Origin of the sequence: Psychrosphaera saromensis (assembly GCF_002954545.1) — a bacterium.
Classification (GTDB): domain Bacteria; phylum Pseudomonadota; class Gammaproteobacteria; order Enterobacterales; family Alteromonadaceae; genus Psychrosphaera; species Psychrosphaera saromensis.
This window is the reverse complement of sequence record NZ_MSCH01000003.1, coordinates 2021217-2042152: the sequence shown is the minus strand read 5'-3', so window position 1 is coordinate 2042152 and position 20936 is coordinate 2021217. Positions and strand designations below refer to the sequence as shown.

The 20936-nt window shown below is 36.7% G+C and carries 18 protein-coding genes; 3 read left to right on the top strand and 15 right to left on the bottom strand.

The genetic code is table 11. From position 1 onward, the window contains the following. Positions 1-218 precede the first annotated feature (218 nt). Positions 219-1370 carry a methionine adenosyltransferase gene (gene metK / locus BTO11_RS09155; protein ID WP_105052323.1) on the top strand — a complete coding sequence of 384 codons (1152 nt, stop codon included), beginning with the start codon at positions 219-221 and terminating at the stop codon, positions 1368-1370. Between the two features lie 93 nt (positions 1371-1463). On the opposite strand, the gene BTO11_RS16710 is transcribed toward metK, so the two are convergent. The 3 genes from BTO11_RS16710 to BTO11_RS09140 form a co-directional block, all read right to left on the bottom strand. Next, positions 1464-1916 (bottom strand): DUF2919 family protein, encoded by a 453-nt coding sequence (locus BTO11_RS16710; protein ID WP_105052322.1) that lies wholly within the window; start codon positions 1914-1916, stop codon positions 1464-1466. Positions 1917-2046: 130 nt separating this feature from the next. Continuing rightward, complete coding sequence (locus tag BTO11_RS09145; RefSeq protein ID WP_105052321.1) at positions 2047-2856, bottom strand: flagellin N-terminal helical domain-containing protein; 810 nt, start codon at positions 2854-2856, stop codon at positions 2047-2049. Positions 2857-2959: 103 nt separating this feature from the next. Then, positions 2960-4810: a flagellinolysin gene (locus tag BTO11_RS09140; RefSeq protein WP_105052320.1), complete on the bottom strand. Its 1851-nt coding sequence runs from the start codon at positions 4808-4810 to the stop codon at positions 2960-2962. A 763-nt stretch (positions 4811-5573) separates the two neighbouring features. Here BTO11_RS09140 and BTO11_RS09135 point away from each other — a divergent pair. After that, positions 5574-6707 (top strand): DegT/DnrJ/EryC1/StrS family aminotransferase, encoded by a 1134-nt coding sequence (locus tag BTO11_RS09135; protein WP_105052319.1) that lies wholly within the window; start codon positions 5574-5576, stop codon positions 6705-6707. Then, positions 6707-7411, top strand: coding sequence for a WbqC family protein (locus BTO11_RS09130; protein ID WP_105052318.1), 705 nt, complete (start codon positions 6707-6709; stop codon positions 7409-7411). The genes BTO11_RS09135 and BTO11_RS09130 overlap by 1 nt, the downstream gene beginning before the upstream one ends. Before the next feature lie 66 nt (positions 7412-7477). On the opposite strand, the gene BTO11_RS09125 is transcribed toward BTO11_RS09130, so the two are convergent. The 12 genes from BTO11_RS09125 to BTO11_RS09070 form a co-directional block, all read right to left on the bottom strand. Beyond that, the gene (locus BTO11_RS09125) at positions 7478-8221 is read right to left on the bottom strand and encodes a class I SAM-dependent methyltransferase (protein ID WP_105052317.1); all 744 of its coding nucleotides are present in this window, start codon (positions 8219-8221) and stop codon (positions 7478-7480) included. A gap of 8 nt (positions 8222-8229) precedes the next feature. Continuing rightward, positions 8230-9180 (bottom strand): glycoside hydrolase family protein, encoded by a 951-nt coding sequence (locus BTO11_RS09120; protein ID WP_105052316.1) that lies wholly within the window; start codon positions 9178-9180, stop codon positions 8230-8232. Continuing rightward, a complete protein-coding gene (locus BTO11_RS09115; protein ID WP_105052315.1) occupies positions 9167-10147 on the bottom strand; it encodes a glycoside hydrolase family protein in 981 nt (326 codons plus the stop codon). Before BTO11_RS09115 ends, BTO11_RS09120 begins: the two co-directional genes overlap by 14 nt. Before the next feature lie 9 nt (positions 10148-10156). Continuing rightward, positions 10157-11443, bottom strand: a complete 1287-nt coding sequence (locus tag BTO11_RS09110; protein ID WP_105052314.1) for an ATP-grasp domain-containing protein — start codon at positions 11441-11443, stop codon at positions 10157-10159. A 1-nt stretch (position 11444) separates the two neighbouring features. Beyond that, positions 11445-12176 carry a class I SAM-dependent methyltransferase gene (locus BTO11_RS09105; protein WP_105052313.1) on the bottom strand — a complete coding sequence of 244 codons (732 nt, stop codon included), beginning with the start codon at positions 12174-12176 and terminating at the stop codon, positions 11445-11447. Positions 12177-12190: 14 nt separating this feature from the next. Then, positions 12191-14038 carry a hypothetical protein gene (locus BTO11_RS09100; RefSeq protein WP_105052312.1) on the bottom strand — a complete coding sequence of 616 codons (1848 nt, stop codon included), beginning with the start codon at positions 14036-14038 and terminating at the stop codon, positions 12191-12193. A 54-nt stretch (positions 14039-14092) separates the two neighbouring features. Beyond that, positions 14093-14467: a flagellar export chaperone FliS gene (gene fliS / locus BTO11_RS09095; RefSeq protein ID WP_105052311.1), complete on the bottom strand. Its 375-nt coding sequence runs from the start codon at positions 14465-14467 to the stop codon at positions 14093-14095. A gap of 11 nt (positions 14468-14478) precedes the next feature. After that, entirely contained in the window at positions 14479-14760 is a 282-nt protein-coding gene (locus tag BTO11_RS09090; RefSeq protein WP_105052310.1) for a hypothetical protein, read from the bottom strand. Continuing rightward, positions 14760-16526, bottom strand: a complete 1767-nt coding sequence (gene fliD / locus BTO11_RS09085; RefSeq protein ID WP_105052309.1) for a flagellar filament capping protein FliD — start codon at positions 16524-16526, stop codon at positions 14760-14762. Before fliD ends, BTO11_RS09090 begins: the two co-directional genes overlap by 1 nt. A gap of 37 nt (positions 16527-16563) precedes the next feature. Continuing rightward, entirely contained in the window at positions 16564-17010 is a 447-nt protein-coding gene (locus tag BTO11_RS09080; protein WP_105052308.1) for a flagellar protein FlaG, read from the bottom strand. Positions 17011-17142: 132 nt separating this feature from the next. Then, positions 17143-18702: a flagellin N-terminal helical domain-containing protein gene (locus tag BTO11_RS09075; protein WP_105052307.1), complete on the bottom strand. Its 1560-nt coding sequence runs from the start codon at positions 18700-18702 to the stop codon at positions 17143-17145. Positions 18703-19087: 385 nt separating this feature from the next. Next, positions 19088-20644 (bottom strand): flagellin N-terminal helical domain-containing protein, encoded by a 1557-nt coding sequence (locus BTO11_RS09070; protein WP_105052306.1) that lies wholly within the window; start codon positions 20642-20644, stop codon positions 19088-19090. Positions 20645-20936 lie beyond the last annotated feature (292 nt).

Sequence of the window (20936 nt, the reverse complement as noted above, 5' to 3'; positions counted from 1 at the left end):
ATTCCAAATAAAGTTACATTTATTTTGTAACTGTTTCTTACAAGATCTGACAACTGTAACGAATTTATAACACTTTGAACTTTAAGCATGAAAACGTATAGACGTCTAGACGCAAAAAGTTCTAGGTGTTTTTTAGGTTTATGTATTAAAATTGCGTTATTCGACATTTAAAACCTCAAAATCAATTTCAGGTTTCGTTTTACAAAGTGAGATTATTAATGGCTAAACATTTATTTACCTCTGAATCTGTGTCTGAAGGACATCCAGATAAAATTGCAGATCAAATCTCTGATGCTGTACTAGATGCAATATTAGAACAAGACCCTAAAGCACGCGTTGCTTGTGAGACTTACGTTAAAACCGGAATGGTTATGGTTGGTGGTGAAATCACTACAACCGCTTGGGTTGATATTGAAGAATTAACTCGTAAAACGGTTACTGAAATTGGCTACACGCATTCTGACATGGGCTTCGACGCAAACTCATGTGCCATTTTAAATACCATAGGTAAACAATCACCTGATATTAATCAAGGTGTAGACCGCGCAGCTTTAGAAGATCAAGGCGCAGGTGATCAGGGTTTAATGTTTGGTTACGCATGTAATGAAACTGACGTATTAATGCCTGCTCCAATTGAATATTCTCACCGTTTGGTTAAACGTCAAGCGCAAGTACGTAAAGACGGTACTTTGCCTTGGTTACGTCCAGATGCAAAATCACAAGTTACCTTTGCTTACGAAAATGGTAAACCTGTTGGAATCGACGCAGTTGTATTATCAACTCAACATTGTGACAGCATAAGTCAAAATGACTTAGTTGAAGCTGTTATGGAAACCATCATCAAACCAACATTACCAGCTCACTACTTAAATAAAGACACTAAGTTCTTTATTAATCCTACTGGTCGTTTTGTAATTGGTGGCCCAATGGGCGATTGTGGTTTAACCGGTCGTAAAATTATCGTTGATACTTATGGCGGTATGGCAAGACACGGCGGCGGTGCATTCTCTGGTAAAGATCCATCAAAAGTTGACCGTTCAGCGGCATATGCTGCACGTTATGTAGCAAAAAACCTTGTTGCTGCGGGTTTAGCGGATAAAGCTGAGTTACAAGTATCTTATGCAATTGGTGTTGCTGAGCCAACGTCAATCAGTATTGAAACTTTTGGTACAAGCAAGTTAAGCGAAGAAAAATTAATTGAGCTTGTACGCAGACATTTTGATTTAAGACCGTATGGTTTGATTCAAATGTTAGATTTAGAACGTCCTATTTACCGTGCAACTGCTGCATACGGACATTTTGGTCGTCCTGAGTTCCCTTGGGAAAATACAGATAAAGTTGAAGCATTAAAAGCAGACGCTGGATTATAATTTCAGTTTGCTATTTTAAAGCCCTACTCTGTTAGGGCTTTTTTATTGGCTCATTTTTATTAACTAAGCTTATCGCCTTTCAGCCTTCTCGCTTTATAACAACCAATGCTTGAAAAAACGTTTAAGCCTTTGCGATTGCAGCCAATACCAAAACAAATAACTGCCTAATATAAATAATACCATCTGAATCCAATGGACCTGAGTAATATGGAATGAGACGGTATAAAACTGGATGAACAAGTCCAACAGCAATGCAACTATCAGAACTCGTCTTTGTACTCGCCAGATAGCTTTATACCAAGTTTTCCCTTTTTGTTTTTTTAATGAAAAAAGCAAAAACGTAAACAGTGCTGGCAAGCCAGTTAAAATAGTTAATTTAAATAGTGAAACATTAGAATAGATTAGCCCGATTAATAAGCTGCGGTCGTCAGAGTAAGTTAGAGAAATCACCCAAATAATAAAGCCGCGTAATAGATATACGACAGCGAGATAAAAGCCTAACGGGACTTTTAGCCGTCCTTCAAAATCAAAATCCTGCCACTGCACCTGAACATTTCCACTTAAATTTACATAATAAAAAAACCTAGTCCCCCAAGTTAATTGTTATCTATTAACTTGGAGTACTAGGTCATAACAAATACATTATTTGTATTAAATGATGCAGATGTAATATGGGCTAATTTAGTAAATTCAACGCCATACCTTGAGACACATTTGCCTGAGATTGAATTGCAGTATTAACTTGTCCCAAAATAGACGCTTGAACATTATCAGCACTTGCTTTAGCAAAGTCAGTATCTTCAATACGGCTTTTCGCCGCTTCTGTTTGCTCGTATGTATTAGCTAGATTACTAATTGTTGATTCAATACGGTTTTGGAATGCACCAATATTACCACGCATGGAACCGATACTTTCGTTAATCTCTTGAGTTGACGTTATTGCTGCTTGCGCGCCAGCTACCGTAGTAACATCAATAGCATTTAACGCATCTACTTGTTCATCCAAACTCGAAAAGCTTAATCCAATCGTCGTATTTGCATTAGGACCAACTTGAAATTGGCTATTACTCGATTGAGTAAAAATTGATTGCCCAGCAAATGTGGTATTTGATTGAATATCACCAACTTGATCTTGTAGTTGAAGAATTTCTTGTTGAATTGCATCTCTATCTGCTGCACTTACTGAGGCATTAGCAGCACGTAGTGATAATTCATTGATTCTCATGGCGGCATCATTAATACCTGACAAAGCACCTTCAGCAACAGAAGCTAAACTGTATGCATCACTTGCATTACGCATGGCAACTTGAATACCAGACGATTGGCTGCCCAAGCGATTCGCTATTTGTAAACCTGCGGCATCGTCTTTGGCTGAGTTTATTTTTAAGCCAGTAACAAGGCGTTTCATAGACTCTTCTTGTTGCTCTTTAACTTTAGAAAAAGACGTATTCAAAGATGTCGTTGTATTGCTGCTATTAATTTTCATGCTCTACCCCATAGAATAGTAAGTTTTTGATTCTAGATTAATCGAGTCAATAACACAATTAAGTAAAATATTTGTTATAGCTAAGACTTTTAAACAAAGTCCATTAGCCAATTAAAGCTAAGGCCAACTCTTGCGACTGGTTAGCTTGAGTTAACAATGCAATAGAGGCTTGCTGCATAATTTGATACCGAGCTAACTCTGCAGTTTTAGTTGCATAATCAGTATCAAGAATACGCGAACGAGCTGCGCTTTGATTTTCTACTACATTATTTAAATTATTAACCGTACTCTCTAGCCGGTTTTGTGTTGCACCTAAAAGCGAACGATGTTTATCAACAATCTTCATTGCATCATCAAGTGCAAAAATGGCAAATTGTGGTCGATTCACAATGTCGACATTATCTAACCCTAAGGTTGTCGTGCCAATTGCGCCAAAGTTAACTTGCATAGTTTGATTGGCATTAGCACCAATCTGAAACGTATGTAATCGACCTCCAGCGCTAGTAACATTTAACTCATAATCTTGCAGTGCGACATCGCCACGATTACTATCAAGCCAATTTGACGTTACTGAAAAATCGGTTTGGTCACTGTCGTTATCATTTAAAATGATACTTTCTGTAAAACCACGAGTCCCGCTACGATCGCCACTACCGTAACCTGTCATCACATTTTCGCGAATGAAACCATTACTAGCATCTTTCCCGCCAAGTGCGCCATTGTCTTTATTGGTTGAGTCCATTTCTTCAGCCATGAACTCTTCCATACGACTACCATAAGTAGCACTGTCGTTTGCAGCTCCAGTTAATGAAGCCCTAAAATCAGCTTCACTTGTCCAGCTACCATTTGATGCTGTACTTAATGCATTATCGAATGTTTCGCCACCAGCCAATTCTTGCATTAAATCCTTTAAGCCATCACTGCCTAATGTGTATTCCATATAGCGCATTGCAACAAAACCGCCGCCATAAGCACCTAACTGATCCGTTACCGTTGTGGCAGCACCTTGGCTATTAAATGCAGCCAGAACTGCAGCACTGGTACTTCCTTCAATCTGATCGTCTGCACCGCGCAATACTTCAGCAGAGCCTTCTTTAAACCAGGCTGGTAAATTATCAAAGTCATCCATAGTCGACACCATAGTGGCGTGAACCATTTCATGTAAAATAATTTCATCTAACTTAACATCACCGTACTTATCCAATCCATTATGGATACTATTGATGTCAGAAAATTCAGCTAAATCGACAGTTAAGGTAACTCTTTTTACGCCGCCTACCGTTGCACTGCTCACCCAAGCCAACGTGCCGTCGTCGACATCACGTTCTAAGTCTAACTTGAGTTCTCCCTGGCCGGTAATTCCAAAGTATTGTTCTATTATTTGTTCCGACTCACCTAACCAGGTACTTTGTAAGCCACTGACCATCTCCCTTTCGAACTCATCAGGGATTGATGTACCATTGGTTTCATATAGTCGTTGGCCTGCAAATGTTGTCGTTTCATTTATCCGGTTAATTTCTGTTTGTAGTTCCAAGTATTCATCATTCAGTGCTTTTCTATCAACAACACCGTTAGTGGCATTGGCAGCTTGAAGTGCAATTTCGCGCATTCTTTGCAAATTGTTAGTCACTTCCTGCATGGCACCTTCTGCCACCTGCATCATAGAAACACTGTCATTAGCGTTTCTAATAGCAACTTTCATACCATTGACTTGTGATGTTATACGAGTGGATATCTGCAAGCCCGCTGCATCATCAGCTGCCGAATTAATACGATAACCAGACGAGAGTTGACTGTAGATATTAGTCAACGCAAGATTGCTCTTACGAAACAATCCCGTTAACTGCAACGAACTCGTGTTGGTATTAATAATCACAATTATATGACCACAAAAAATAGTATTCCATTTGACGATAGCGGCAAGATCTTGCCGCTCTTTAGCTTTTTTTTGCATAAAAACAGATGTTATTTATAACCCACTGATACATAAGAATATATTTATTACATTACCTCACCCCTTTAGCCATAAAGGCTTACACAACCAAAGCTGAATAATATGTATCTGTGTATTTTTAATTTTATACTTTCCCCCCCAAAACCTGGATACTAAGGCGGCAATTATTGCCACGTAATTTCCATCATTAATTTAATACAGTCACTCGCGGATTCTAATGGAATAGATATTAAGGGTGATTAATACAAGTTTACGCTTTTCGGTGGATATCCATGAAAACTGACAATATCGCCCAGCTGCGATATCTGAGCATCTGTACGTGAGCTGTTTTACCTGGACTGCTGCATCTGGGCTTGGTGTCTGGTGTGTTTGGTATTAGGCCTTGGTATCTAAGGTACGACAAATAATTGGCACAGTTAGTTAATGATGTTCATCATAAAATGGATGTTTGGCCGTAAGTTGGAAAACGGCTTTACGCAATCTTATAATTGATTAGATTTAACTACCCCTCTATATGTGCATACACAGCTAAAACTCTGGTATATTAATTGCCTAGCTATATTGAGTAGCTATATTGAGTAGCTATATTAAGTAGTTATAGACTGTGTGTTTATATTTACCTTGGGGCCACGTTAAGAACTGGCTACATTTAGAATCCAGCTATAATTATTCTGTTAATAACAGAGTGATCCGGAACAATGAAAACTATTTTAGTTATAGCATTTCACTCATATACTCTTAACACCTATATCAAGGAGGTGCTATGCAACAATCGAAAGTAGTTCAATTACCGTTAACACCTCCCAAGCAAAAAGTCTTGGTTACCCAGCCTTATGTTCCATCTCTCGATAAATATATGCATTACGTTGAAAAAGCCTTTCATGCTAAATGGCTAACAAACGATGGTCCTATATTAAAAGAATTAACCGACCGACTTAAAGACTTCCTTGGTGTTAAATATTTGTTACTTGTTAGTAATGGCACAGCCGCTTTGCAGTTAGCTTATAAAATAAAGAATCTATCCGGTAAAAACGTAATCTCAACGCCATTTACCTTTCCAGCCACAACGACGGCATTAGAGTGGCAAAACGCGAATGTTATTTTAAGTGATATTGACCGTAACAGTTGGAACCTAGACCCTCACTCTATTGAACAACGACTAACCGACTCTGATATTAGTGCGATTGTACCAGTGAATATATTTGGTATGCCTTGTGACATGGAGGCGTTTGATAAGCTAGGGAAAGCGCATAACATCCCAATTATTTATGACTCAGCTCAATCTATGCTATCAAAGTATAAAGGTAAGAGTGTTTTACAATACGGTGATATCCACTGTATGAGCTTCCACGCTACTAAATTGTTTCATACAGTTGAAGGCGGCGCTCTCGTATTTAACTCCAAAGAAGAGTACGAGCGAGCACAGCGTTTAATAAATTTTGGTATTGGTGAAAATGGCGTAGTAGAAGAAGCGGGTATTAATGCAAAAATGAGCGAGCTACATGCTGCTATGGGGTTATGTATTTTGGATGACTTACCTATGCTTATTGAAAACAGAGAGCGTTCTGTTGAGCAGTATAAAGCAGCATTAGCTAACTCAGTTACCTTTCAATCAAATGAACAAGATGTATATACACCACCTATGTATATGCCTGTAAAGTTTGAAACGGAAGAGGCTTTATTAAAAGCCAATGAAAAACTGACTTTACAAGGTTACTCCAGTCGTCGTTATTTCTTTCCAAAAAACCACCACTTTTTACAACCTTCTATACCTTCAGTTTTACCGGTTAGTGACTCCACCTCAAGTAAAATTTTGTGCTTGCCTTTGATGCATAATTTGAGTGAAAATCATATTTTTAATATTGCAGATGTCATTAAACGGAGTATATCGCGTTAATGAAAGTAGCTATTATGCAGCCCTATTTTTTTCCCTATATTGGTTATTTTCAACTTTTAAATGAGGTGGATACTTTTGTTATTTATGACGATATAGAGTATACAAAAAAAGGATGGATAAACAGGAATCGTTTACAGCTTAATGGCAAAGAGTTTATGTTCACATTACCATTAAAAAAAGCATCTGATTATCTTCCAGTCAATCAACGTGAACTTGCTAATAGTTGGGTAAAAGATAAAAATAAACTACTAAATAAAATATCATCCACTTATCAAAATGCACCTTATTTTGAAACAGTGTGGCCATTAGTCGTTAATATATTCAATTGTACACACATCAATCTATTCGACTTTATATTCAATTCTATTACTGAACTTACAAAATGGTTCAATATACAAACTAACTTAGTAGTTAGCTCGTCGCTAAAGTATAACTCAGAGCTTAAAGCTCATGATAAAGTCATAAATTTATGCCAAGCTTTAAATACTATTGAATACATCAACCCAATTGGCGGGCTAGAGCTTTATAACAAACAAGACTTTATTAATAATGATCTTAAGCTAACGTTTATAAATCCAATACTAAAAAGCTACAGCCAATCCGCAACACCTTTTTTATCACACTTATCAATATTAGATGTGATCATGTATAACAGTCATGAAGAAGTTAAGAGGATCATAAACGAAGACTTTGAGCTACTTTAGCTAAATTGAGAGCTCTGAATATTAAAAACATTCTACTACTCATAGTAGATAACCTTAATTAAAAACTTACCGTTTTCCTTTTTTACACAATAAAAAGATACTAGAGCACAAATCAGGATATTGTTGACCTAACTTAAAACAACCATCTAAATACTCTGGCGAAACAATGTCCGTTTGTAATAACTTATCCCATTGAAAGTTCGCTAACGCCTTGAAAAATATACCACTACGGTGAGCAACCTCTAACCCAGCTTTAGTTGCATCCCTCTCTAATGTATCTAGTGAGTATGTAATTCTATGTCCATGCTCTTCTTCTGCTGCGGTCACTGCTGAGTTATGACTTATAATTCCCATTTTCACAGCAATTTGTCTAGAAGGTGCATTAGCATTGGGGCAAACTAAAAAGAAATACCCGTCGTCTGTTAACCACTCATCATTAACTCTTTTTAATATAGCCACGGGATCATCGACATGCTCAAGAACATGAGTCATCACTATATTTTCATACTTTTTATCCAACTGGACTTGCTCAAAAGTATTTAGGTAGAACCGTGCATGCGGAATTTTAATTTTAGCCACTTCAATTGATTTACTCGATGCTTCCACACAAGATATATCGTTAAAGTGCTTAGCCAAACGCTCTGTAAATCGACCTTCATAACAGCCTAGCTCTAAGATATTCCCTGGCAATTTAAAATGAGGTGTAAACGCTTTATGCATATACTTATGTAGCACATCATAATCGAATGTATATGCATATTTAGCATCTTTTTTATCTGAACTCTCTACATTATAATCTCTGTTAGACATTGTTTTTTTTATCCTATTAATTCAGCAACACCGAACCCATGCTTACCAAACTCATTTCCGTTGTAGAGCATATAAACTCTGTGATTTACTGTGATAATATTGGGGTAACACATCATTTCTGAATCCCACCCTTGTATAGATAGTTCTATCCCCGATAATCTATCATCTCTAACCCAGTCGACTAAATTATAAGAATAAGCGTACCCAATCTTATAACCACAATCTCTATTTCGTCTAAAATCAAACGCACTTCGGTAACAAAAATACATATGAAATTGACCGTTATGTTGGAAAATAGTCGGCATCGCTTGGCACTCATCTTCTAACATTTTATCGTCAATAATAGGGCTACTATCTCGTTTCCAATTAACTCCATCTGCTGATGTTGCGTGAGTAATTTTATATACACGTTCATTTTCTAAAGTATCAGGTTTAGTTAGCCATTTCACTCCATATATGTACCACATATGGAATACTTTTTTGTGTTGTAACACAAACGGATCTCCAATTAGAAATGGTTCATGTAAACTAGCCCCAAGTATAGGGCCATCACCTAACCTTTCAAAGCTACCTCCATTATCTTGGCTTACAACTAACCCTATACTCGCATCAGCTGAAACTGACATTTTTCGGTTCCAACCTGTTGTATAACCATATATTTTATTGTTTATTTTATAAGGGTGGAACGGAAAAATACCATGTTCATCAAATGTACCAGAAGTACCTAAAGACAAAATCTTTTCTTTGTTAACATTTAATACAGAAGAAAAGGTTTTATCAAAATCAACATAACTTACATGACTCAAGTATTTATTATGGATATCTAATTCTCGAGTCGAGAAATAAACACGAATTCTATCATCAAGCTCTATAGCTTGAGGACCTTGAGCAAAGCCCATACAATGTGACGGTATATTATTTACTGGAGAAAATATTTTACCTTTTTTAAGCCACTTCATTTTTTCTCACTAACTCACAAACGCCAAAACCACGAAGCCCCATTTGATTGCCTTGATAAAACATCAACACTCTATCATCAAGCTGCAGAATATTCGGATAACTAACCATCTCAGAATCCCAGTCATCACGAACAGAAGAAACATCAAAGTTGGCTATAGAATCATCCCGTTCCCAATTAAATAAATTAGAAGAGCTTGCATAACCGATCCGGTAACCACCTTTTGAATTTTTATATTCTGTATGATTCCTATATGAAAAAAACATATGGAATTTACCATCAAAAAAACTCACATCTGGACACGCCTGACATTCAAGTTCACCTATTTTATCAATTATTAAATCTGTGTTAAATTTATTCCAATTAATACCATCATCCGAACTTGCTGCTCTAATTTTATATATAGGCTCTAATTTTCCTGAATCAGACTCGGTCCAAACTTTCCCTGCAACATAAAATAAATACCACACCCCATTAAATCGCTTTACTCTAGGGCTCCCCATCATAAAAGGCTCTTGCAATGAATAAGGGATAACAGGTCCAGCACCTAATCGCTCAAAAGAGTTACCACCATCGGTAGATGTTGCGATGCCAATTGCACCATTAATTGGTACTGATTCACATCGAGTCCAGCCTGCATAATAAAGGTTAACTTCGTTTTCATTCAATTTAATAGCACTAACAGGATTAGTCCCAAACTCATCAAAGGTACCCACATCACCCAGGTCAATTAATGGTTTTGGTGAAATTTTTATGATTTTAGTAGGATCATCTTTTGTTACATCAATATACCCAATGTAACTAACATATGACTTTTCACTATTTGGTTTTGGACGCGAACAGAAGTAAATACGAATTACCCCCTTATAGAAAATAGCACTAGGAGATTGTGCAAATTCCTGCATCCACAAAGGTGTATCATAATTATCAGGGACAAATACTTTCCCTAACCTTTTCCAGTTAAACATGTATTTTTCTTATTTTATTAAGCATTCAACAGCATCAACATCAAAAACAGGTATTTTCAACTTTTCACTAACATTTAAGCGGTCAAGGAAGTAATTATCGATGAAAATTGCATTGTCAGGTTTAATGAAATCCACTTTATTTTCTGAGTCTTGTAAGTGAATAATTTGATCAAATAGTTTTTCTGAGATTGCTAATTCATTTAATGTCTGAGTTAAATTGTATTTATGTTTAGTGATCAAGACAATGAATTTCCCTGCATTTTTTTCTTGATATAAATAGGCCATAATTTGAGGGTTAACCATGCTATCAGCAATCAACGTCTCATCTAAATCTATATAAATCTTAGTGTATTCCACAGCAAGTTTAAAACGGTTGCCCAGATAACGATCTAAACTAACAGCATTGTTATTATTAAGTATTGATGTTGGAATTTCTTGAGCATTAAATAACGATAAAAGAGCAAAATTGATCCCGTTAGCTCTATAAACTGCCATAGTGCTCGCTTGTCTCGTAGCAACTTCTAATAACTTCCACTTACCGTTAACATCTTGTTTTATCTGGAAAAACCAACTTCCATTAGGTTTAAGTTCAGAGTTAATTGCATTCGCTATATTACGAATATCCTCTGTTAATGGTACAGACTCCGAGCGAAAAGATATTCCTATGTGAATACGTTTTCTTGTTCTAGGTCCGGAAAAAAGTAAATTTCCTTTGAAGTCTGTAAAACAGTCGACACTATATTCTTTCCCAGGTAAAAATTCGCATAATACAGAAGTGTCTGCAAGTTCTGTATAGCTTGATAGCTCAATCTCATTACGGATTAAACAGTTTCCTTTTCCACCTTGGGAATCCGTGGGTTTTAAATACACTGGATAGTCTAATTCTTGAGTAAAGTTAAATACTTTAGGACAAAAGTCATACTGTTTAAATACATCATATGTAATATTTTTAAACCGAGCTACTTTATTAGCTTGCTCACTAGACGTTATTATTTCAGCATTAATTTTATGGCGTACTGTTGCTAAAAAATAGCTAATTGAGTCATGTGTTGGGATCACAAACTGGATGTTCCAACGTGTGAGTAATTCATTAAAACGCTCCACAAACTTTACATCGTCTATGTAAAAATCAGATTCAAAGTAGTGACTTTCTCGATACATGTAACTAGCGTGGTCACTCTTCCCTGATGCCCCAAATAACTCAAAATGATGAGTATATTTTAGGGAGTTAAAAACCTCAATTCCTATTTCTGAGCCAGCTGGAAATATTAAGACATTTTTTTTGGTTAAATCCACCTTACTTACCTTGCACTTCAGCTAAAATCCCACAACAAAGCTCTGGATAGTTTTTTCCGACTTTACATAAAGCATCAAGAATAGTGTCTGATAAGTCTAGCTGTAACATTTGACTTGTTGTTAATGGCTTTAAATATAGACCTTCTAAGGTAGAAATTTCATATCCTGCTGATTTGATATCAGTTTGTAAACTAGATACCGTGTAATACCTTTTGTGTCCTAAAATATGATCATGTGGTGAAAGTAATTCAATATCATCTAATAAACCGGCTTCTATACCAATCCTACGATTCAATACCTCCGCATTAGGTACAGCAATAAATAGTCTACCTTCTGTTTTTAAGTATTTTTTATATTTTTTTAAAATAGCAACAGGGTCATCAACGTGCTCTAAAATAAAGCCCATGATTATTACATCGAACTTTTCGTCTGTTTCAAAATTTTCAAAATAAGTTTCTATAACCTCTCCTTTGAACTCTGGATATTCATCTACAAACTTATTTATAATGGCTGCGGAGCCATCTAAAACTACATGTCGTTTAAACGCTTTAGTAAATAAATTTGTAGTTATTCCATGCCCTAACCCTAACTCCAATAATGAACCTGTTTTTATCCCATTTAACATTGATAACACTCTTTGGGGATAGAAATTTAATAAAATATTATTATCAAAGTCATAAATATTATTCCCTTGATAGGCAATTAAATAATCATCTAAATTTTCACTTTCCATTTTCATCTCCTAAGTTAATTTAATGTACTTTTAATTGCATTTGCAATTCGAAAATCAGATTCAACCGACTTCTCGCAATCCAACATTAAATTAGTAACCTCTGTACACTCTAACTTTTCTTTAATTGGAATTAATAAATTAGGATCTAAGATCCATTCTAAAGCTCGTTTTTCTAGTTCAATAACATCACTACAATATCCATCCAAAACGTCAACACTTTTCCAGATCTGGTAATCGGTTAAACCACATAAATCGCTTTCATCCTGTATAAATAATTTAGGCACTCTTAACCTTATTAAATCTATATTACTATTTGATCCACCAAAAGGAATTGTGGGTAGTGCAAAATTACAATTACCAACAACATTCATGTAATCATTATAATTGGTAAATGGATGGACAATACAAGATGGCATAAACCTACGTAATATAGACATTGTAGAAAAGTAATCTAAGTCTTGTTTTGGATGAGACATAAACAGGTGAAACTCTAACTTTTTATCAGTCTTTTCCATCAAACGATTACATATTCCAACAAGCTCCGTGGTTATTTTTTGTACTACACCATTAATAATGATTTTTACTGTATCGTCTTTAGGTGAAATATTTAATGAATAAGGAACCATTCTTGCCGGTGTAAAATTAGATTTATAAGGTAAAAATTTTTCGGTAAGGATTTTTTTCATTACAGATTTTGGTACGAAGTCTTCCCAAAGCATATAATCAATTGTATCCATATAACTACTTGATGGATGGCCACCACAAACTATTTGAATTGGTGCTAATCGCTGAGTAGCGATAAATGGTGCAAACATTGACATACCAATGGAAGCAAATACAACGATATCCGGCTTTTCCTTTAATATTGCTTCAATGAAGCCTACCACGTCATACTTATCTTCTATTCCTGTAAAGTGATGTGCATCTTTTCTTCCTACATCATCCACACATGAACTTAAACCTATAGCTGTGACATTAAAATCATGTAAAAACGCCTTAAATGAGCTATGCCAACAACGATACATTGCATGATTTTCAGTATAGTGCTCATGGATTAGAACCATTTTAGCTTTGTCTTTATTAGGCACAGTCCTAACTTCGTTTTTTATCTTATATTTTAATTTTTTATCTAGATTGTCCTCCATGTATTTATTTAAAGACTTGACTACCCACTGTTTTATAAAATATTTATTTTTTCCGTTAAGATTACTACAATTGAAAAGTGTTGAGATGAGTGGTGATAAGTTAGCAACATTTGATGATTTAACGACTGGAGCATAACTGGCGGCTTCAATAAGTCTTGCAATCGAATTATGAGCCCTTTCACTAAGCTGAACATTAATAGATCTTATTAAGCCTGAGTAAGCCAAAATAGAGTGTTCAGGTAAGTGTTTAAACATCACATCCCAAGGGATCTCTAGTGATGATTCATTCGTTATAACAAACAACAACATTTGTAACTCGATGGAGGTATATTCCGATTTTCCCATTAAACCTAAGTTAGCTAAAATATGATCAGTCGAATGATAAGAACTCGCGGCAAACACATTACTAATGAACATTTTTTGCAAACAAATAAAAGCATATGTATTGTCGCTTGGTTTATAACTCTTATCAGAAAACCACATAGTAATTAATACGGCTAATTTTTCAATAACTTGATAACTTTCAAGCTCTTTCTGCTCTTTTGTCAATGTTCTATCAAATGGAGCTACAACTAGCTCAATCTTATTCTCCACTGACTGACGTATTAATAGTGTTAGGGATTCTTCAGCATCTACATAATTTTTAGATACAATGGCATATTCTAACTCTTCTATTGACGTATTCTTTTTGTCTGAATTCACTTTTATTTTATCCATAAAAAAACAGGCTTATGCCTGTTTTATACAATACTTATACCAATAGTAAAGGACTTATTGATCTGATATTTGATCCCAACCGTCTTTAACCGTTTTGATTAGGCTGATCACTTCGTCTACTTTTTTATGATTTCTTTCAATGTTAGCTTGTACTAATTGAAGTTGCATATAATCGTAAAGTGAATTGAGATTTTCTGAAATCTCTCCGCCTTTTTCCATATCCAAAGCACAGTTTAACGCTAATATAATATCAATCGCATTTGATAATGTATCGTGATAACCGCCTTTTTTGTTTTCCATCATGGCTGAAACTTTAATCAGCCTATCAATGGCACCTGCCATTAAAAGTTGGATAACTTTATGCGGCGAAGCATCAGTTAACTGAGTTTGCGCATTCATGTGTGTATACATTTTTATTGCACTACGCATAAATAATTACCTTAATAAGAAGTGAGATATTTTTTAATTTTCTTGCCGTTATTTCTTATATCGGCCAATTCACCTTTTACTTTTGCTTTTAATTGAATTATTTGTAATTCCCAGTTTTTCTGTAGCTGTAAGCAGGCTTCAATTATAATTTTTTTATTATTTACGTCGTCTTCCTGCTCAATTAACAATCGGCAGGTTTTATCAAACGATTCTAACACTTGTTGAATTCTTTCAGCTTCTGCGCTTTCCAGCGCAGATTTAAAGTCTTGTTTTAATGTATCTAAAGTAATCATTAATTATTACTGCTCACTACACCCGGTAAGTTGTCTAATTGAGCTGTTAAATAAGCGCCCGTTGAATTTAAATTCGCAACCAATAAATCCATTGCATTAAACTGAGTTAATAAGCGAGATTCTAAGGCTACCATTTTCTCTGAAAATGACTCCCTATCAAGAGATAATCTATCTAACGAGCTTTTATAACTGTCTATTTTAGACTGAATGACACCTTGGCCACCTGTATACCCAGATAGAGTTTCGGTTAGTTGACCCACAATACTGTCATCACCAACAAACAAAGCTCTAACATCATCAAAGTTATCGGCGACTACACGTGCCATTACCGTTTCATCTACTTCTAACAAACCTTCATCACCAGTTGTCATACCTAAACTGATCAGGCTATTAACACCACCAGTCGAATCTATTGTATTACTTAACACGTCACGGACTTGAGAGCTTAAGTTTCTTAATAATGAGTCACCAACCAAACTGCCAACAATACCAGAGTCGACATTAACTCGACCTAGTGACAGGGTTGTTTCTAAAAAGGTATTATAAGCCGCTGCAAAAGTAGCGAGAGCTGCACCTACTTTGGAAGTATCTTGAGAAATTACAATTGTATTGCTTTCACCTGGGTCATTTACTGTTGTTGCGGTAATCGTCACACCTTCAATAGCATCTGTAAAAACATTACTACTTTGGGTTACTGTCAATGAACCATCAATGACTATTACGGCATCTGTCGCAGCTTGAGTTTCTGACATATTAGACGTAACAGTAGCATCCACACTGCCTTTTGTTGCAGCATCAGTAATAGGGTCAAAAGAAAATACTGAAATACCGGAGTCGTCAGTATTATCACCATCACTATCGGCTGCGGTTACCGTTAACGTACTGCCTGTACCCGCATCTAAATGTAGCTGTTGCTTACCATCACTATCTGTAACAATAGATGCAGTCATACTTACACCAGCAGTACCAGCATCTGTATTAATTTGATCTCGCAGTTCTTCTAGTGTTAAACCATCTGTAACAGTATTAAATGAAGTCCCATCTACATCTAATGTTAAGGTGCCGTCACCTACTAAATCAGTTGAAGCAGAAAAAGCACCTACTTGAGCAGTTGCTCCAGAGTCATCTATAGTACTAGTCGAAAACACAAATGCTGATAAACCAGCCGCATCAGTATTGTCTCCGTCATCATCAGCTGCGGTAATTGAAATTGCATTATCAACGCCCACTTCTTTAGAATTAAGAATTAAATGTTGGCCGGCATCATCGGTTATAATTGAAGCGTATAAACCTGGGTTAGCAGCAGAATCATTTATCATATCTCGCATATCAGACAAGGTTTCAGTACCATCGAATATAAGATTCATATTAGCACTACCGACTGAAATAGTCAGAGTACCTGCACCTACGGTTTCATCTTCAGCATACGCGTCTGAGGCAAGTTTTTGCCCTTGGGCCAAAGATTGTACCTCTATTGAATAACTACTAGGCACTGCATCAGCATCGACAGATATAGAAAAATCACTTCCACTATTTGATACTGCATTGGCATTAAATAAGTCTTCAGAGTTTAATGCTTCTGCTGCATCTTGAAATGCTGCAGCGGCACTGACAAGGCTACCTAAAGAGGTGATCTTCTCGGTTGCGATCTCTTCTTTTTCTGTAATTCGAGCTTCATATGGGTCTTGTTCTGACGCAACTAAGCTTGAAACTATAGATGATACATCTAAGCCTGAACCTATGCCTGTGGATGTTAGCGTAGCCATTATGATTACCTCAAATTAAAAACATTAAACGTGACGATTAAACTTCTGTCGTGATTATTTTACCGGAACTATTTGCTACATCAGCTAAATCTGATAAATTTCTAGCTAATCTTAATACTTCTTCTGATGGAATTTGACGAATAATATCGCCGCTTAATTTATCAGAAACAGTAACTACATGTCGACCAGAGTCATCATCAACACGAAACTCTAGCTGTTTATCTATTAAATTAACAAACTCTTGCAACTTTGAAGCCACTTTCTCTATTGCTTTTTGCTCTTCTGCGTCGTCTAACTCTTTAGCGGCTGACTGCTTTTCAACTTGAGCTTCTGTAAGCGATTTTTCAACTTGTTTTTGTTCAACCTGAATTTCAGAATTTTGTTTTGTTTGTACATCTTTATTATGAGGCTTATCAGGTTTATTGCTCACTAATTCAGCCCCGACTAAATTAGTAAAACCTGTTGGAGAAATTAATTCACTCATTCTACCACCCTCCTAAACTTTAAAACCAACATCATTAAAAATGATGTTGGTTCCAAATTCAACGATTAATATAACCTAGCATTTACTAGGCTATTGAACCTATTAATCTATTAACCTTAATCAACTAACTTATTAACCTAATAAGCTTAACGCTGCTTGAGGTAATTGGTTAGCTTGCGCTAAAATTGATGTACCAGCTTGTTGTAAGATTTGATTCTTAGTCAACTCAGCTGTCTCAACCGTAAAGTCTGTATCACGAATTCGTGAACGCGCTGCCGATGAGTTCTCAACAATTGAACTTAAGTTGTTCACTGTCGATTCCAAACGGTTTTGAGTCGCACCTAAAACTGAACGGTTTTTGTCAATCTTCGCTAACGCGCCATCTATTACCGCAATCGCATCTTGTGAGCCTTGCGCTGAGGTTAAGTCAAGCGTATCAATACTAATTTCTGATGAACGTGTTTCTACACCAATACCTGTCTCAGTTGACGATGATGTCGACGAGAAAGATAACGTACTATCAAGCTGAATTGAACCACGAACCGCTACCGAGTCAGCACCACCTGATGTTACTGTAGTATCACCACTGGCATCTTGCGTTCCATCATAATCAGCACCCGTTACATCAAATGATACGGCTGTACCAACAGCAGATGCATCATCATCCGTTAAGTCACCAATGATAATGTCATCACCCGCTTCAGAGGTTAATATAATACCAGTACCATTTACGTCATGGGCTGATGAGCTATATGATGCACCGATACCTGTTACAGACGCTTTCTCATTGATCTTTGCGATCATCGTTTGCATATCATCATTCGCATCACCTGATGAGGTAAACGAAATAATTTCTGATGATGTACCATTACTTAAACTAAAACTAATATTATCCGCTGTACCGTTAGCAGCATCAACTTCACCACCGGCAAAGTTTGAAATTATAGCTGTTGTTTTAGCGTCGGCTTTTACACCTGTAGTGTTAAATTCAGCATTGATTTTAGCCGCCATTTCAGCAGAACTATCACCGATACCAAATTGCACAACCGCTTCATTAACACCAGAGATAGTCATTGTATCGGCATTGGCTGTGTCTAAAGCAGTTACAGCTGCATCTGAATTCGCTGCCCCAGCACCAGCAACCCCCAGTAATGAACCCGCATCTAAGTTAGCACGAGCACTACCTAAATCATCCGTTTGCGCTGAGTTGATTGATAAACCAATTGTTTGGTTTGCATCAGCACCTACTTGGAATTGTTGGTTACCAAACGTACCATCTAATAGTTGTTGGCCACCGAATGTCGTTGTATCCGCGATTCTGTTTAATTCAGCTTTAAGCTGAGTTACTTCTTCATTTAGGGCTTTTCTATCAACCGTTGTATTCGTGGCATTCGCTGATTGAACAGACAAATCACGCATACGTTGTAGGATAGTTGTTGATTCTTGTAATGCACCCTCAGCGGTTTGAGCCATTGAAGTACCATCGTTGGCATTTCGAACCGCAACGTTCAAACCATTGATTTGAGAAGTTAATCGATTTGAAATTTGCAGACCAGCAGCGTCATCTTTTGCACTATTGATACGTAAGCCTGAAGCCAAACGTTGCATTGATGTCGACAAACCACTCGATGAACCAGATAGTTTATTTTGAGCATTTATAGACGATGGATTTGAATTTACCGTTAAAGCCATGATGTTCTCCTAGTCCGCAATTTGCGGTTGAATTATATTTATATCAATAGCTATATCGGCAAGCATTTGCCACCCTTTAATAAAATTTAATCTTTTTTTACACTTATTGCCGCATAACGGCAACTTATTGCCGCTTTTCAATTGGTTAGCTAATATTTTTTTATTAAATACTTTACTGATTTTAAAAAAAACGCATTTAAACGCTAATGAATGTATCTTTATTATGTTCCTATTTACGGTTCAAATTTATTTAACACATCACCTGTTTACAAAATAAATAAACGTTATTCAACTCTTTAAACTAAAAAGCCAGCGTCACTACTAATGACCCTGGCTTCAAATTCAACAATTACTAGGTTTTTAACCTTATTAACTTACTAATTTATTAACCTAATAGGCTTAACGCTGCTTGAGGTAATTGGTTAGCTTGCGCTAAAATTGATGTACCAGCTTGTTGTAAGATTTGATTCTTAGTCAACTCAGCTGTCTCAACCGTAAAGTCTGTATCACGAATTCGTGAACGCGCTGCCGATGAGTTCTCAACAATTGAACTTAAGTTGTTCACTGTCGATTCCAAACGGTTTTGAGTCGCACCTAAAACTGAACGGTTTTTGTCAATCTTCGCTAACGCGCCATCTATTACCGCAATCGCATCTTGTGAGCCTTGCGCTGAGGTTAAGTCAAGCGTATCAATACTAATTTCTGATGAACGTGTTTCTACACCAATACCTGTCTCAACTGACGATGACGTCGACGAGAAAGATAAGGTACTATCAAGCTGAATTGACCCACGAACCGCTACCGAGTCAGTTGCACCACCTGATGTTACTGCAATGCTTGTCGCATCAGCTGTACCATCATAATCTGCACCCGTCACATTGAATGTTGTTGCTGTAGCACCACCTGATGCCGCATCGTCGGTTAAATCAGAAATAATAATATCATTACCAGCTTCAGAGGTTAATACGATGCCCGCTGTACCAGTAAGCGCTTCAGAGCTATATGATGCACCGATACCTGTTACAGACGCTTTTTCATTGATCTTTGCGATCATCGTTTGCATATCATCATTCGCATCACCTGATGAGGTAAACGAAATGATTTCTGATGATGTGCCATTACTTAAGGTAAAGCTAACATTATCCGCTGTGCCGTTGGCAACATCAACTTCACCACCAACAAAGGCTGTGATCATTGCTGTTGTTTTAGCGTCGGCTTTTACACCTGTAGTGTTAAATTCTGCATTAATTTTAGCCGCCATTTCAGCAGAACTATCACCGATACTAAACTGAACCGTTGCTTCATTTACACCAGAGATTGTCATGGTATCAGCGGCTGTTGTATCTAAAGCAGTTACAGCTGCGTCTGAATTAGCCCCTGCTACACCAGCAACCCCCAGTAATGAACCCGCATCTAAGTTAGCACGTGCACTACCTAAATCATCCGTTTGTGCTGAGTTGATTGATAAACCAATTGTTTGGTTTGCGTCAGCACCTACTTGGAATTGTTGGTTACCAAACGTACCATCTAATAGTTGTTGGCCACCGAATGTCGTTGTATCCGCGATTCTGTTTAATTCAGCTTTAAGCTGAGTTACTTCTTCATTTAGGGCTTTTCTATCAACCGTTGTATTCGTGGCATTCGCTGATTGAACAGACAAGTCACGCATACGTTGTAAGATAGTCGTTGATTCTTGTAATGCACCCTCAGCGGTTTGAGCCATTGAAGTACCATCGTTGGCATTTCGAACCGCAACGTTCAAACCATTGATTTGAGAAGTTAATCGATTTGAAATTTGCAGACCAGCAGCGTCATCTTTTGCACTATTGATACGTAAGCCTGAAGCCAAACGTTGCATTGATGTCGACAAACCGCTCGATGAACCAGATAGTTTATTTTGAGCATTTATAGACGATGGATTTGAATTTACCGTTAAAGCCATGATGTTCTCCTAGTCCGCAGTTTGCGGTTGAATTATTATTCAGTTACTAGATATATCGGCACTTTACTTCCGCACTTTAATAAAATTTAGCTTTTTATTACAAATAATTGCCAAAAAGCGGCAATATTACGTCACTTGCACTCATGCACAATAATTTAATGTCAAATAAACAAGTACTTGTATCTATCCACACAGACAAATTAAATTAATTTCTGGTGGATCAAATAACTGCTTAACGTCAAATTTTAACACTTCTGTATTGTCTGTTTCTCACTTGTGTCCTTGTAACTAT